The organism is Burkholderia sp. EMB26, from assembly GCF_024730645.1.
Lineage (GTDB): Bacteria > Pseudomonadota > Gammaproteobacteria > Burkholderiales > Burkholderiaceae > Burkholderia > Burkholderia cenocepacia.
In genome coordinates this window covers 2,451,846-2,465,803 of the sequence record NZ_CP078071.1, presented here as the reverse complement: position 1 = coordinate 2,465,803, position 13,958 = coordinate 2,451,846, and the positions used below count along the sequence as shown (strand labels likewise).

The window sequence follows — 13,958 nt, the reverse complement described above, 5'->3', positions numbered from 1 at the left end:
GTCCCTACCCCGAGGAAGCGTCATGAAAGCTGCGATTCTAAAGTCGCTCGGCCAGCCGCTCGCGATCGAAACGATGCCGGACCCGGTGCTCGGCACCGGCGAGGTCGTCGTGGATGTCGTCGCGACGCCGGTGCTGTCCTATGCGCGTGAAGTGTTCAGCGGCGAGCGCCGCTATCCGATCGAGTTGCCGATGGTGCCCGGTTGCGGCGCGATCGGCCGGGTCCGGCAAACCGGCCCCGACGCGACGCAATTGCAGCCGGGCGACTGGGTGTTCTGCGACCCGACCGTGCGCTCGCGCGACGATGCGCGGATGCCCGACATCGTGCTGCAGGGCTGGAGTGCGCGCGGCGAAGGCGGCAAGCAGTTGCAGCGCTATTTTCACGACGGCCCGTTCGCCGAGCGGCTGCGCGTGCCGACCGAGAACGCGGTGCGCATCGGCGCGATCGCGCCGGCCGACGCCGCGCGCTGGTGCGCGCTCAATACGCTGCTCGTGCCTTACGGCGGCCTGCTTGCGTCTGACCTGCGCGCCGGCGAAATCCTGCTCGTCAGCGGCGCGACCGGCAATTTCGGCAGCGCGTGCATCGCGGTGGCGCTGGCGATGGGCGCGCAATGCGTGGTCGCGCCCGGTCGCAATACACGTGTGCTGGCGGAGCTCGAACGCCGCTTCGGCGACCGTCTACGCACGGTCGAGCTGACCGGCGACGAAACCGCGGACCGCATCCGCATGCAGCAGGCGGCGCCCGGGCCGATCGACTGCGTGATCGACCTGATGCCGCCGTCGGTGCCGGCGACGACGGTGCGTGCCGCCGTGATGGCCGTGTGTCCTTATGGACGCGTGGTGCTAATGGGCGGCGTCGGCATGCTCGGCGGAGCCGGACTCGAGCTGCCGTATCCGTGGATCATGCGCAACGACATCACGCTGCGCGGCAAATGGATGTACCCGACGGAAGCCGTGACGCTGATGACCGGGCTCGTCCGCGGCGGGCTGCTCGACCTCGGGCATTTCGACGTGACGGTTTTCGCGCTCGACGACGCGAACGACGCGGTCGCGCATGCGGCGGAACATGGCGGGCCGTTCAGGATGACGGTGATCGCGCCGTAGCCTGCGCGACGGGTGCTACTTCGGATACTCCAGCTGCAACGCAACCCAGCTGGACGTCGCGTCGTCGTAGCGCGCCGCGATATCGGCGAGCACACCGGGCAGCGCCGAATCGCCCCGCCGGCCAGCCGACATCGCCACGCGCGCGTGCCGGACATCGGCCGGCTGCGCCAGCAGCCGCAGCCCGTACCTCGACTCGACCACGCCCGCATCGGCCGTCGCGACGACGTCACTGCGCCAGGTCCGCGCCCACGCGTCGGCGCTCAACGCGACCGGCAGCTCGTCAAACCCGCTTTCGACCGGAAGATCGAACCTCTCGTGCCGCCAGAACGCGAGGCGGTTCATCAATGCAATCGCCGCCACGCGCACGGTCAACCCGAACCGGCCACCGTCGTGATCATCGCCCCATGCGTGCACGCCGAGGCCCCGCGCCGTCTCGCGCGCTGCGTTCGGTCCGGCCAGCACACCCAGCAATGCCAGCGAAGCGGGAATCGATGCGGACACGCCGGTCGTCGTCATGACGTTCCCGTCCATCACGTAGCGACGATCGTCGACCCATTTCGTCTCGGTGAAGCGGCGACGCAGGCCCTCGCGCGAATACCAGTGAGACGTCGCCGTGCGCTGCCGCAGCAGGCCGGTATTCGCGAGCACCTCGGCACCATCGCAGATCGCCACCATCGTCGCGCCGGCAGCGGCCTGCTTGCGTAGCCAGGCCAGCACCGCCGGCCGGTCCGCACGATGCAGCGCGGGAACGATCACGACATCCGCCCCCGCGGGCACCGTCGCGTCGAACCGGTCGAACGTGGTATCGGCGAGCACGCGCAGAGCGGGCATCAGTTCGACCGCGCCTTCGTCGGCCGACACGGCGACGACATCGACCGCACCGGAGCGCTTCAGAATCGCGTACGGCACGATGAAATCGGTCGTCTCCGTTCCGGCGTTGTCCGCGACGATCGCAACGAGCGGCCGCGGGCGGCCCGCCTTCGGCATGCCGATCGTCAGCGTCCGGGCCGCCGCCGGCGGGTCCTCCGCCATCGCCCGCGCCGGCCACCCCCATGCCCACGCACCCAGCAGCCCGCATACGAGCAGCACCGCGCCGCCTGTCTTCCGTTCCCGCATCGCCCACCCGTGTCGATCGATTGCATGTCCGGAAAATTACAAGGATCATGCTCGCGGTCACAAGGACAACTCCACCGCACTTTCCGCCATGCCTCAGTCAACCCGTTCCGCACGCAACGTCGTCGTCGTCGGCTTCGCAGGTGTCCAGTCGCTCGACATCACGGGGCCGATGGAAGTGTTCGCGGTCGCGAACCGTCATCTTCCGGATCACGCCGTTCCGTACCGGCTCACGCTCGCGTCGCAACACGGGGACGATATCGTCACGCACGCGGGCCTGCGGCTCGCCGGCGCGGCCGCCCTCGCGGCACTGCCGGAACGAATCGACACGATCATCGTCGCGGGCGGCGATGAAGCGGCGCTGCGGCACGCCGCGTCGGAAGCCGGCGTGCTGCCGTGGCTCCGCACCCGGATCGCGAGCACGCGGCGCATCGCGAGCATCTGCACCGGCGCGTTCGTGCTCGCCGCCGGCGGCTGGCTGGACGGCAAGCGCGCGACCACGCACTGGAACCAGTGCTCGGCGCTACAGGCGCTCTGTCCCGACGCGCGGATCGAGCCGGACGCGATCTACGTGAGCGATCCGCCGTTCCATACGTCGGCCGGCGTGACGGCCGGTATCGATCTGTGCCTGGCGCTCGTCGAGGCGGACTGCGGTGCGCCGACCGCGCTCGCGATCGCACGCGAACTCGTGCTGTTCATGCATCGTCCCGGCGGACAGACGCAGTTCAGCGTCGGGCTCGACATCCAGGCCGGGGCGACGCCGCGCATGCGGTCGTTGCTCGCCGACATCGCCGACGATCCGGCCGCCGACCTCGGCGTCGCCGCGCTGGCCGCCCGCATGCACATGAGCGAACGGACGTTCGCGCGCCATTTCGTCAAGGAGACCGGACTATCGCCCGCGCAGTACGTGCTGGCAGCGCGCGTCGAGCGCGCGAAGGCGCTGCTGGAGCGGGCCGACTGGCCGCTCGAACGGATCGCGGAACGCTCGGGATTCGGCAGCGTGGACGCGCTGCAGCGTGCGTTCTCGACACGCGTCGGCATCTCGCCGCGCGACTATCGCGCGCGCTTCGGACCGCGACGCGAGAAGTCGCGCACAGGATAGGACGTCCCCGACTCCTCGGGCATGCGGGATGAAAACATGCAACGGAAGCCGGGCGACCGCGCCCCCGCGCAGCCGAATAGGCGGCGGCCGGTGCGATCGCCATCGCGCCGGCCGCCGCCCTGCCCGACTACGTCACTCGTCCTGCTGTTCCTGCTGCGCCTGCACCTGCCGCTGCCGGATGAACTGCCGTACATCGCTCATCGTCACGCGGCCGGTGTGCTTCGCATCGATCTCGTCGAAGTGCTTCGACACGAAGCCAAGCCCGCTGCTCTGCGCCTGCGCCTTCGTCACGGCCGCGCCGTTGCTCAGCACGGTATTGCCGCCGAGCCGCGCGTCGACGCGCTGTTGCGCCTGCTGCTGCAACGTCGCGCCGGTCGACGGCAACACCGGCGCCGCCCGCGTGGCCGGAAAGAACGGACCGTCGACACCGCGCCCGCCGTGCGGCAGCTTCACCGGCGCCACCGCCTGCGGCGGCAACGCATGGGCGCTGCTCATCACGGCACCGAGCACGATCAACGGAGACAGACGCCGCATCAATTGGATTAGGGACATGATCGCTCGCATTCAATGGATGAAGAGAGGGTTCCTTTGACAAGGACTCCGTCGCTCAAGGGGCTGCCGCCAGCGTCGTCGCGGCGGTCGCGCCTGGCGTGCTGCCGGTCGGGACGCTCGGCGGATTTTCATCCGGCCACGGCGGCGGCAGCGTGTGCAGCGTCAGCGCCGTCGGAATCCGCGCGCCCTTGTAGAAGGTCTGCAAATCCCGCTTCATCTGCGGGCGGGCGACGTCGTCCAGATAGATCATGTGACCACCCTGGAAGAAGTTCACCTGCAGCTTCGGATTCAGGCCCTTCACCGTCTGCAGCCGCGCGAGTTGCTTCTCGGTGTTGAAGAACGGCGTCGCGAGGTCGTGGAAGCCGTTCTCCGCGAGCACGCGAAGCTTCGGGTTGAGCTGCAGCGCGCCGAGCAGATCGGGGATCGTGTCCGGCATCGGCTGGCCGTCGTGCGAGAAGTCCCAGGCCTCGATGATGTTGTCGTTCAGCGGCAGGTACGTCGCGTTCGGGGCCGTATAGCCGAGGTAGTCCGGCATCTGCGTCGCGAGCGCGTTCGTGAACGGCTGCGAGATCAGGATGTCGGACGGATCGCCGTCGTTCTGCAACCGCGGGTCCGAGTTCGGCAACGACACGCGCCCGTCGTACCGGCCGATCGTCGTGCCGGGCAGCAGGCTCGTGCCGAACGGATTCGCGTTGAAGTAGCCGCGCAGCGCCTGCTGCGTGAGGCTCGACGGGATCGACCACAGCCTGAGCGTCGCATCGCTCGGGAACACCGGCGTGCCGAGCGCATCCGGAATGCCGAGCTGGCTCAACACCCACGACTGCGAGTACTTCTGCAGCTGGCTGTAGATCAGCGTCGTGAACAGTTCCGTCTGCAGTGCGTACAGATCCTGGTTCACCGGCGCCGGCGACACCTGGTTAAAGTACGCCGCGACCGCCGCGTAGCCGGGCAGATAGCCGGCCACCGTGTCGGTATCGAGCAGCAGCCCTTCGGTCGACTGCGTGATCGCCACCGCTTCCACCGCGTCCGCGAAGTAGTTCAGGATCGCCGACTGCAGCACGATGCCCGTCAGGTGCACGCCGGCCGATTCGAGCGCGAGCGCCAGCATGTCGGTACGCGGCGTGCCGTACGATTCGCCGTACAGGTAGATCGGCGACGTGCCGCGGTTGTTGACGTTCAGGTAGCGCTGGATGAAGTCGCGCATGATGTTCACGTCCACGTCGGAACCCCAGTACTTCTGGTTGGTGTTCGGCAACACGGCTTCCGACAGCCCGGTGCCGGGCGGGTCGATGAACACGAGGTCGGTGGTGTCGATCAGGCTCTCCGCATTGTCGACGAGCGGATAGTTCGGCCAGTTGTTGCCGAACAGCGGATCGGGCGTGGCCACGCGGGTCGGCGCGAACGAGCCGAGGCGCAGCCAGATCGACGACGAGCCGGGCCCGCCGTTATAGACGAACGTGACCGGGCGCGGCTTGCCGTTCGTGCTGGGCGCGGTGTACGCGACATACGACATCGACGCTTCCGGGTTGCCGTTCGCATCCTGCGCGGTCAGGTGGCCGGTGGTGGTCGTGTAGTCGATCGTCTTGCCGCCGCCTTTCCACTGGTAATGCATGACGGCCGCTTTCTCGGACACCTGCGACGGCGCGAGGCCGTCGGTCGCGTTCATCGAGTACGCGACCGGGTCGACGTACGGCTGGTTGGCCGCAGGCGCCTGGGTGCCGGCCGCCTGCGCGCTGGCCTGCTGGCTTGCGGTGGCCTGCGCGAGGCTCGACGCGCCGACGGACGACGAATCGTCGCCGCCGCATGCCGCGAGCGCCAGTGTCATGGCAGTCAATGCGCCTAGCCCGGCCAGCCGGCCGCGACGAACACGGCGGCTGCCGGTACTGCTCCTGTCTGGTTTCATCTCTTTCCTTTGGCTTCGGATACCGCGTCACAAAGGCCGCCAACGCCCGCGACACGCGCAGGCCGACCCGCCACTCGCGTTGCACGATCGGCAGTCGGCGGTTGGGAATGGGACTTCTCAGAGACTGAACTTGATACAGACACAGCAAACTGCTGGCGAGAATGATGCCCGGACGCGCCCCCTGCAGTTTGGACAACTTTTGTATGACTGAAACTTGAGCCATGACAAAAATAGGCGGTGCTGCGCCGCGTTGTCAAAGATCATTCGGATATTAAAAATCCCGCAATGATGCGAAGCGCGGACAGTGTCTGGAATTTGAAAGAAAACGGAATTATTCGTGCAAGGCGGGCTTTATCGGCTATGTCGCGTCGAATATTTTACTTTTTCTGCACAACGCGGAAGCCTTTCCTGCATTGGCGCAACACATCGAAAGCCTTCAGATCGACAGGATTATTCTTTCAATTTTATTATCGTCAATCGATTAAGACGATGCAGCAGCATGCACACGTCATTCGATGATTCTTTCCATTTCAATCGCACTTCAATCGAAGTATCGATGTGCACCGCATCATCCATAAAATACCGGTTCGATTAATTGTTCACGGCATTATTTACCCGGTATTCGAACGGCTTTCCGGAACGGGCGCGACGTCCGGCATTGCCGCACATCGCGCCGTCACCAAGACTCAGACCACGCTTACTTCCCGCCGCCCGGCAGCGCGATATCGATCAGCACCGGATCGTGATCCGACGAACGATATGCATCGGCCGCATAGAACGTCTTCTGCTGCTCCGCCGACTTGTACGCGAGCGTGTACTGCAGCGCGAGCGGCTCGTCCGCGTTGATGTGCCATTCGTGCACGGCCTTCACGTGCGATGCGAGCGGCAGCGTCGCCAGCGCGTGGTCGAGATAGCCGGCTTCGCCGTTGTACACGTAGCTGTACGCATTCGCGCCGATCCAGCGCGCGACGAGGTCGCGGTAGCCGCGCGATTCGAGCGCGCGGATCGGGTCTTCGTACGTGTAGCTGTTGAAATCGCCGATCAGCAGCACGCCCTGGCTCTTGACGCCCGTCGGGTTGCCGGCCAGCCAGTCGGCCACCTTCGCCGCCGCGCGCGTGCGCGTCGGGTTCCAGCAGCCCTGGCCATCGCCCTGGTCGAGATCGTCGTTCGCCGCATCCGGGCAGTTCTTCGACTTCAGGTGATTCACGGCCACCGTCAGCGCCTGCTTGTTGCCGTTGATCAGCCGGAACGACTGCGCGAGCGGCTGACGGTTCTTGTCGTCGATCGCGAGCGTCGCCGCGCGGCCGACCGGTTCGACCTTGCGGCTGTCGTAGATCAGCGCGACCGCGATCGCGTCGCCGCCCAGCCGTGACGTGCCGGGATCGACCACGCGCCAGTGGTTGCCGAGCTTCGCCGCGAGCTGGCGCACCGCGCTCAGTTCGCCGTAGCCGTTGTTCTGGATTTCCATCAGGCCGATCACGTCGGCGTCGATCGCCTTCAGCGCGCTGACGATCTTCGCTTCCTGACGCTGGAATTCCTGGAAGGTCTTCGCGCCGCGGTTGTTCGGATCGTCGAAGCCGCCGCCGAGACCGTTGCCGTTGAAATAGTTCAGCACGTTGAACGACGCGACGCGCAGGTTCGATTTCGGATCGCGCGCCGGTGCTTGGGTGCGCGGGTTCGAACGCGCGTCGAACGCCGGCGCGGCCGCGCCGGGCAGCGGCTGCACGCGCCAGGCGCCGTACCGCACTTCGAGCACGCCTTCGACGTCGCGCACCGTGTAGCCCGCGCGCAGCGTGTTCGCGGCCGACAGGCCCGGCGCCGGATACGGCACGGTTGCCGGGTTCTGCTTGTTCGAGCCGTCGTCGAGGATCAGGCGGTTGCGCGCGTTCGCGTCGATCTGCGTCTGCGCCTGCGCGGGCGGCACGACGCTCGTCGGCGTCCGCAAGCGGCCGTTGCTGAGCATCACGCTGCCGTAGCGGCCGAGTTCGTAGTTGTCGGTGACGGTCAGCGTCTGCGGCAGGCGCACGAGCATCCCTTCGTATGCGGCGAACGCGCTCGGGCTGTCGACCGGCAGCGTGAGCGTCGCGGGCGTGACCGTCTGGCCGTTCGCGCACACCGCGATCGCGCCCTGCAGCGTGAGCTGCGTCTGCCCGTATTTCTCCTCGACCTTGCCCGTCACGTGCACGAGATCGCCGGCCCTCGCGCGCGCTTTCGGTGCATAGACGAACAGCCCTTCGGACACGCCCGGCTGGTTGCGGCGCTGCGCGTCGGCCTGCTGGACGAAGAAGCCGCCGAAGCCGTCCGTGCCGCCGAAATCGGCGGTGACGACCGCTTCGATCGATGCATTCTGCCCGGCGAGCGGCGACGGCGCGCCCGGCCCCTGGATATCGGCGATCGGCGTCGTGCTGCCGCCGCAATTCGGGCTGACGGGTGCGGCGGTGGCGGCCCACACCGGCGCGGCGAGCGTCGGGAGCAGCAATAGCGGGGCAAACAGGCGGATTGTCGAGCGCATGGCGGGAATCCCGGTTGTGAGGGTGGCGAAAGCTTAGCGGCGCTCGGTGACAGTTTTTGGTAATCGCGAGACAGGCCGATGTAATGGTCGTCATCACGCCGCGATCGCCCTGTGTCGTCCGGTCAAGCCCCGACCATGCACCCCATCTTCCGGCGCCGAAGCCCCGCCGCTAGATCGTCCCCGGCAACGCGCTCGACACGAGCACGGCCGCCGCCATCAGCACGCCGCCGAGCACGACCGCCTCGACTCGCAGCACGGTGCAGAACCGCTTCAACGCGTGTGCCGGCATCGCGGCGGCCGGGTCCTTCAACGCGCGCAGCAGCGTCGGCATCCCGAAGAAGCGGTTGTGTGCGCCGAGCATCGCGGCAAGCAGCACGAGCGCGAGCTTCAGCAGCAGGATCTGCCCGTACGTCGACGCGAACAGGTTGGCCGGCGTCTCGACGCCGCGCCAGCCGTTGTACGCGCCGGTCGCGAACAGCACGATCAACGCGCAGGTCGACGCATCGGACAGCGACTGCACGAACGCCGCGCCCGTCATGCGTTCGCTCGCCGGCATGCGGGCGAGCCGCGGCATCACGCCGAACGCCGTCACGAGCACGAGTCCGATCCACACGCTGATCGCCAGCAGATGCAGCCAGTCGATCCACACCGGCACGCTGAACAGCCCGGCGTCGACCGGATGGCCGCCATTGCTGCGCGCCAGCGCGACACCGGCAAGCGCGGCCGCCATCGCGAACGGAAACCGCGTGTCGTTCGCACGTCCGGCGAACGACAGCAGCACGACGACGAGCATGAACACCGTGCCGGCCAGCCACGCATGACCGAAGCCGGTGCCCGCGAGCATCGAACACACCGCCGGGCCCGCGTCGAGCAGCGACACTTCGCTCATCAGCGCGCAGTGCGCCCAGAACGCGGTGACGCTCGCGAGCAGCGATACGACGGACGCGATGCGCAGCGTCGCGACGAGCCGCCGTCCGACACCGTGCTGCCATGCGGACGCGCCGCGCGCGAGCCAGCGGCGCCCCAGCAGCGCACCGACGACGACCGCGAACCCGGCGTTCTGGATCGTCACCGCACCAAGCCGCAGCAGGCCGACGACGCCGTCGTTCATCCCTTCACCCGGAACGTATAAGTGCCCTTCGTGCGATGCGCGTCGGCCGTCATCGCCGCCCATTGCACGGTGTACGCGCCCGCCGCGAGCGTCGGGATCGCGACGGTCATCACACGCGGGTTCGACGCGTCGACCTTCGCCTTGTCCTGCGTGATGGCGTTGCCGCTCGCATCCGACACCTTCACCGTGCTGAACGCCGGTTCGAGAGCTTCGTTGAACGTGAGCCGCACCATGTCGGGCGCCGCGTCGATCGTGCTGCCGGCCGCCGGGACCGCGCTTTCCAGCTTGCCGTGCGCCGACGCCGCGACCGGTGCAATCGCGAAGAGCGCGGCAGCGGCGGTGAAGCCGGCCAGCCGCTTGCGTGTGGAAATCGTCATGTTCGCGCTCCGCGTCACGGCTTCTTCAGTTCGACGACGGTCAGCGTGCCGTCCACGTCCTCGGCGACGAAGTCGATCGTATCGCCCGCCTTCACCTGCGACAGCATCGCCGGGTCTTTCACCTTGAATACCATCGTCATCGCGTCCATCCCGAGGTTCTCCAGCGGGCCGTGCTTGATCGTCAGCTTGCCGGCCGCCGTGTCGACCTTGCGGATCTCGCCGTGCGACATGCTCGACGCCGCGGCGCCCTGCTTCGCATCCGCGCTCATGTCCATGCCGGCCATGTCGCCGGTCATGTCGCCGGCCGCGTGCGACGCGGCCGACAACGCCAGCGCCCACCCCGTCGCCATCAAAACCAGTCCCTTCTTCATCGTGTCGACTCCCGTGTCAGTGAATGGAAACCGGCGGCCGCCTCGGTGCGGCCGCCGCATGCTGCTTCAGCTATCCGGCAATTCGCCGGTGTATTCGTATGCGACGGTGCCCTTCGGATGCCGGAACCAGCCCGGATCGCGATAGTCATTGCGCCCGAGCCCCTGCCGCACCTTGAGCACCGTGAACATGCCGCCCATTTCCAGCGGCCCGAACGGGCCCGTGCCGGTCATCATCGGCAGCGTGTTGTCGGGCAGCGGCATCTCCATGCCGCCCATCGCGCCGCCCGTGCTGCCCATCGCCATGTAGTCGGGCACGAGCTTGCCGATCCGCTTCGCGAGATCCTTCTGCGGCACGCCGATCAGGTTCGGCACCTGGTGGCCCATCGCATTCATCGTGTGATGCGACTTGTGGCAATGAAACGCCCAGTCGCCAGCGCGATCGGCGGTGAACTCGATCGCGCGCATCTGGCCCACCGCGACATCGGCCGTCACTTCCGGCCAGCGCGCGGCCGGCGGAATCCAGCCGCCGTCGGTGCCCGCGACCTCGAAGCGGTAGCCGTGCAGATGGATCGGGTGATTCGTCATCGTCAGGTTGCCGAAACGAATCCGCACGCGGTCGCCGGCGCGCACCGGCAGCGGATCGATGCCCGGGAACACGCGCGAGTTGAAGGTCCACATGTTGAAGTCGGTCATCTCGTTCACGCGCGGCGTGTAGCTGCCCGGATCGATGTCGTACGCGGCGAGCAGGAACACGAAATCGCGATCGACCGGCATCGTGCCGCGATCCTTCGGATGCACGATGAACATGCCCATCATCCCCATCGCCATCTGCACCATCTCGTCGGCGTGCGGGTGATACATGAACGTGCCGTGCGCTTCGAGCTGGAACTCGTAGACGAAGGTCTTGCCGGGCGGGATATGCGGCTGCGTGAGGCCGCCGACGCCGTCCATCCCGTTCGGCAGCCGCAGCCCGTGCCAGTGGATCGTCGTGTGCTCGGGCAGCCGGTTGGTCACGAAGATGCGGACCTTGTCGCCTTCGACGGCCTCGATCGTCGGGCCGGGCGACTGGCCGTTGTAGCCCCACAGGTTCGCGTTCATGCCGGGCGCCATCTCGCGCACGACGGGCTCGGCCGTCAGGTGGAATTCCTTCCAGCCGTTCTTCATCCGCCACGGCAGCGACCAGCCGTTCAGCGTCGCGACGGGCGTGTACGGGCGGCCGTTGGGCGGCACGAGCGGCGGCTGCGTGCCGGTTTTCGCCATCGTCGGCGCGTCGGGCAGCGACGCGGCGCCGGCCCGGCTGACCATCGCCGCGCCAAGCAGCGCGGCGCCCGAGCCGCTGAGAAATTGTCGACGGGACACCATGTCAATGACCTTCCGGATGCGGTTGCGTGGCGGGCGCCGATGGCGCCGCGAGGGTGGAAGCCGGCTGCCGCGCAGCGTCGGCGTCGAGTGTGGATGCGGGTGTGGATGCGGGTGCCGATTCGGCGTCATGCGGTGCGCGCGGCGCGGCGCCCGACGACGGCAACCGGCCGCCGACGGCCATCTGCAGATCGGTTTCGGCGAGCCAGTAGTCCTTCAGCGCGTCGATGTAGCCGTTGACCGCGCCGACCTGTTCGCGCGCATCGGTCAGCAGCTCGAACACGCTCGCGAGCATCCCGTTGTAGCGCAGCAGCAGTTCGTCGGAAATCGTCTTGCGCAGCGGCACGACTTCGTCGCGATAGTGCGTCGCGACGTCGTAGCTCGTCACGTACGCCGCGTACGATTCGCGTACTTCGGAGCGGGCATCGATGGCCGTTTTCGCGAGCCGGTTCGCCGATTGCATGTAGACGGCCTCGGCGCGCGCGACCTTCGCGCCGCCCCAGTCGAACAGCGGAATCTCGACGCTGATCTCGTAGCCGTGCTCGTGGCCCTTGCCGGTCTCGTAGTCGTTCACGTAACCGAGCTCGACCGCGTTGACGAAACGCGTGGCCTTGCTCAGGCCGAGCGACGACGCGACGCCCTGCGTCCGCAGCTTCGCCGCCTGGATGTCGAGGCGGTTGCGCATCGCGAAGCGTTCGAGATCGGGCAGATCCGGGCGCGCCTTCGGCAAATCCGGCAGGCGTTCGGGTAGCGCGTATCGCGTGCGTTCGCCCCACAGCCCCATCGCACGCGTGAGCTTCTCGCGTGCGGCGACGGCCTGCTGGCGCGCCTTCGCGTGCTGCGCGACCGCGTCGGCATGAAACGCCTGTTCGCGCGCGTAGTCGAGCCGGCTGAAGTTGCCAGCCTGCCGCATGCGCAGCGCCAGTTCGGCGGCCGCGCTGGCGGCGTCGCGCACCTGCTGCGCATAGTTCGCGGCCTGCTCGGCGGCGACCGCTTCCACGTAGGCCCGGCGCGCATCGGCCGCGACCTTCAGCATCGCATCGGCCGTTTCCAGCCTGGTCTGCTCGAAACGGCGGCGCTCGATCTTCGTTGCCAGCGGCATCGTCAGCAGCGCGAACACGTTCGCCGAGAACGTGCGGCCGAGCGTCAGCTCGCCGTCGCCGGCACGCGTGCGGCTGAATGCGAAGCGCGGGTTCGGCAGCCGGCCGGCCTGCACGAGGTCGGCCTCCGACAGCCCGAGTTCCGCGTACGACGCCTGCAGCCCGCGGTTGTTCAGCAGCGCGACCTGCACCGCGTCGTCCATCGACAGCGGCTTGCCGAGCAGTTCCTTCGTCCGCCGGTCGACGGCTTCGCGGTCGGCGTTGGTCCTGACCACCACCGCGTCCTTGCCGATGCGCGCCGATGCGGCGGACGACACGGCGTCGAACCCGCCGTCCTTCGAAAACGTCGTGCAGCCCGCGAGGAACGCCAGCGCGACCACGGCCGCGCCGATCCTCGGCGATATCGCGAACGTCGTCATCGCGCGGCCCCTCCGTGCATCGAATGGGCCGCGCCGTTGCCGGCCGCGCCGCCGGTCGTACGCCCTTTCGCGGGCCGCTCCGTCACGTCCCGGTTCAGTTGCTTCCAGCCCGGGCCTGCATCGTCCCGATACGGCCGGTAGCCGTCGAACGCGGAGGTCACGGTGACGTCCGGCACCGACGCGGCGGCGTCCGCCGGATCGGGCAACGGGGTTTGCGCGGGCGCGAGCGACGGCACGAGGGCCGCCGCGCCCATTAGCGCCGCAATGATCAATCGCATGAACATGTCTCGTCGTAAGTCGGCCGGCGCGCCTGAGGCGGCCGCCGGAGTAGAGGGCGGATTGCGGCCGGTCGGCCACGGGCAGGGACTAGGCGGGCATCCGACGCGGCGGCCGGTCGATGCCGCCGGTCAGGAACGACACGTCCGCAGCCGAAGGCGGCGGCGCGACGATCGTGACGCCGCCGCTCGCCGCGGCCGGCACCGCAGGCGCCCCCGACATGCCCGTGCCGAAGCAGCACGACACGCACGCGACACACGACGACGCATGCCGCGCGTGGTCGCCGTGATCGGCATGACCATCCTGCGCGGCCGGCATCGCGTGCGACGCCTTCTCCTCATGCGGCGCGGCGACGCTCGCGCACTGCATCGAAACAGCCGCGGACGACTGGATCGGCAGGCTCAGCGCGAGCAACACGACGACGAGGAATGTGCGCCAGTACGACATGGATGCGAAATCGGGCAGACAGCGATCGTTCGGGCCATCGCGGCGCCGCGACGGCGCGCTCCGGGGACAAGACGGTCGCAGCTTATCGCCGCCGCGGTGACGACGGCATGGCCGAAACATGACCGGCTTTTCATGACAATTCCGTCATCCGCCGGTCATCCTGCGCGCACGCGCGACACCGTACGCTCCGGCGTTACACTGACCGGCTGGAATC

The 13,958-nt window shown here is 68.0% G+C and carries 13 protein-coding genes; 2 read left to right on the top strand and 11 right to left on the bottom strand.

Features of this window, described 5'->3' with window-relative positions; all coding sequences use genetic code 11:
• Positions 1-22: 22 nt before the first annotated feature.
• Positions 23-1,102 (top strand): zinc-binding alcohol dehydrogenase family protein, encoded by a 1,080-nt coding sequence (locus KU887_RS27770; RefSeq protein ID WP_258256326.1) that lies wholly within the window; start codon positions 23-25, stop codon positions 1,100-1,102.
• 15 nt (positions 1,103-1,117) lie between these two features.
• On the opposite strand, the gene KU887_RS27765 is transcribed toward KU887_RS27770, so the two are convergent.
• On the bottom strand, positions 1,118-2,218 hold the full coding sequence (locus tag KU887_RS27765) for a DJ-1/PfpI family protein (protein ID WP_258256325.1): 1,101 nt from the start codon (positions 2,216-2,218) through the stop codon (positions 1,118-1,120).
• 88 nt (positions 2,219-2,306) lie between these two features.
• Here KU887_RS27765 and KU887_RS27760 point away from each other — a divergent pair, with 88 nt between their 5' ends.
• Positions 2,307-3,317, top strand: coding sequence for a GlxA family transcriptional regulator (locus KU887_RS27760; protein ID WP_258256324.1), 1,011 nt, complete (start codon positions 2,307-2,309; stop codon positions 3,315-3,317).
• Between the two features lie 132 nt (positions 3,318-3,449).
• Here the strand turns inward: KU887_RS27760 and KU887_RS27755 are convergent, their stop codons facing one another.
• From KU887_RS27755 to KU887_RS27710, 10 genes are all read right to left on the bottom strand, one after another.
• Positions 3,450-3,869, bottom strand: coding sequence for a 2-oxoglutarate dehydrogenase (locus KU887_RS27755; RefSeq protein WP_258256323.1), 420 nt, complete (start codon positions 3,867-3,869; stop codon positions 3,450-3,452).
• Positions 3,870-3,924: 55 nt separating this feature from the next.
• Positions 3,925-5,772 (bottom strand): peptidase S10, encoded by a 1,848-nt coding sequence (locus tag KU887_RS27750; protein ID WP_258256322.1) that lies wholly within the window; start codon positions 5,770-5,772, stop codon positions 3,925-3,927.
• A 697-nt stretch (positions 5,773-6,469) separates the two neighbouring features.
• The gene (locus KU887_RS27745; protein ID WP_258256320.1) at positions 6,470-8,284 is read right to left on the bottom strand and encodes an ExeM/NucH family extracellular endonuclease; all 1,815 of its coding nucleotides are present in this window, start codon (positions 8,282-8,284) and stop codon (positions 6,470-6,472) included.
• A gap of 169 nt (positions 8,285-8,453) precedes the next feature.
• Entirely contained in the window at positions 8,454-9,395 is a 942-nt protein-coding gene (locus tag KU887_RS27740; RefSeq protein WP_058902690.1) for a CopD family protein, read from the bottom strand.
• A complete protein-coding gene (gene copC, locus KU887_RS27735) occupies positions 9,392-9,772 on the bottom strand; it encodes a copper homeostasis periplasmic binding protein CopC (protein WP_006484606.1) in 381 nt (126 codons plus the stop codon). The genes KU887_RS27740 and copC overlap by 4 nt, the downstream gene beginning before the upstream one ends.
• A gap of 14 nt (positions 9,773-9,786) precedes the next feature.
• Positions 9,787-10,143 carry a copper-binding protein gene (locus KU887_RS27730; RefSeq protein ID WP_060267423.1) on the bottom strand — a complete coding sequence of 119 codons (357 nt, stop codon included), beginning with the start codon at positions 10,141-10,143 and terminating at the stop codon, positions 9,787-9,789.
• A gap of 66 nt (positions 10,144-10,209) precedes the next feature.
• On the bottom strand, positions 10,210-11,505 hold the full coding sequence (locus tag KU887_RS27725; protein ID WP_196433480.1) for a multicopper oxidase family protein: 1,296 nt from the start codon (positions 11,503-11,505) through the stop codon (positions 10,210-10,212).
• 1 nt (position 11,506) lies between these two features.
• Positions 11,507-13,021 carry a TolC family protein gene (locus tag KU887_RS27720; protein ID WP_258256316.1) on the bottom strand — a complete coding sequence of 505 codons (1,515 nt, stop codon included), beginning with the start codon at positions 13,019-13,021 and terminating at the stop codon, positions 11,507-11,509.
• Positions 13,018-13,299: a hypothetical protein gene (locus KU887_RS27715; RefSeq protein WP_058903570.1), complete on the bottom strand. Its 282-nt coding sequence runs from the start codon at positions 13,297-13,299 to the stop codon at positions 13,018-13,020. Before KU887_RS27715 ends, KU887_RS27720 begins: the two co-directional genes overlap by 4 nt.
• 88 nt (positions 13,300-13,387) lie before the next feature.
• Positions 13,388-13,744 carry a hypothetical protein gene (locus tag KU887_RS27710; protein ID WP_058902686.1) on the bottom strand — a complete coding sequence of 119 codons (357 nt, stop codon included), beginning with the start codon at positions 13,742-13,744 and terminating at the stop codon, positions 13,388-13,390.
• Between the last annotated feature and the right edge of the window lie 214 nt (positions 13,745-13,958).

Coding starts and splice junctions, on each gene's coding strand:
- KU887_RS27730 (WP_060267423.1), bottom strand. CDS start 10,143: ATGAAGAAGGGACTGGTTTTGATGGCGACGGGGTGGGCGCTGGCGTTG.
- KU887_RS27745 (WP_258256320.1), bottom strand. CDS start 8,284: ATGCGCTCGACAATCCGCCTGTTTGCCCCGCTATTGCTGCTCCCGACG.
- KU887_RS27750 (WP_258256322.1), bottom strand. CDS start 5,772: ATGAAACCAGACAGGAGCAGTACCGGCAGCCGCCGTGTTCGTCGCGGC.
- KU887_RS27740 (WP_058902690.1), bottom strand. CDS start 9,395: ATGAACGACGGCGTCGTCGGCCTGCTGCGGCTTGGTGCGGTGACGATC.
- KU887_RS27765 (WP_258256325.1), bottom strand. CDS start 2,218: ATGCGGGAACGGAAGACAGGCGGCGCGGTGCTGCTCGTATGCGGGCTG.
- KU887_RS27760 (WP_258256324.1), top strand. CDS start 2,307: ATGCCTCAGTCAACCCGTTCCGCACGCAACGTCGTCGTCGTCGGCTTC.
- KU887_RS27720 (WP_258256316.1), bottom strand. CDS start 13,021: ATGACGACGTTCGCGATATCGCCGAGGATCGGCGCGGCCGTGGTCGCG.
- copC (WP_006484606.1), bottom strand. CDS start 9,772: ATGACGATTTCCACACGCAAGCGGCTGGCCGGCTTCACCGCCGCTGCC.
- KU887_RS27715 (WP_058903570.1), bottom strand. CDS start 13,299: ATGCGATTGATCATTGCGGCGCTAATGGGCGCGGCGGCCCTCGTGCCG.
- KU887_RS27710 (WP_058902686.1), bottom strand. CDS start 13,744: ATGTCGTACTGGCGCACATTCCTCGTCGTCGTGTTGCTCGCGCTGAGC.
- KU887_RS27755 (WP_258256323.1), bottom strand. CDS start 3,869: ATGTCCCTAATCCAATTGATGCGGCGTCTGTCTCCGTTGATCGTGCTC.
- KU887_RS27725 (WP_196433480.1), bottom strand. CDS start 11,505: ATGGTGTCCCGTCGACAATTTCTCAGCGGCTCGGGCGCCGCGCTGCTT.
- KU887_RS27770 (WP_258256326.1), top strand. CDS start 23: ATGAAAGCTGCGATTCTAAAGTCGCTCGGCCAGCCGCTCGCGATCGAA.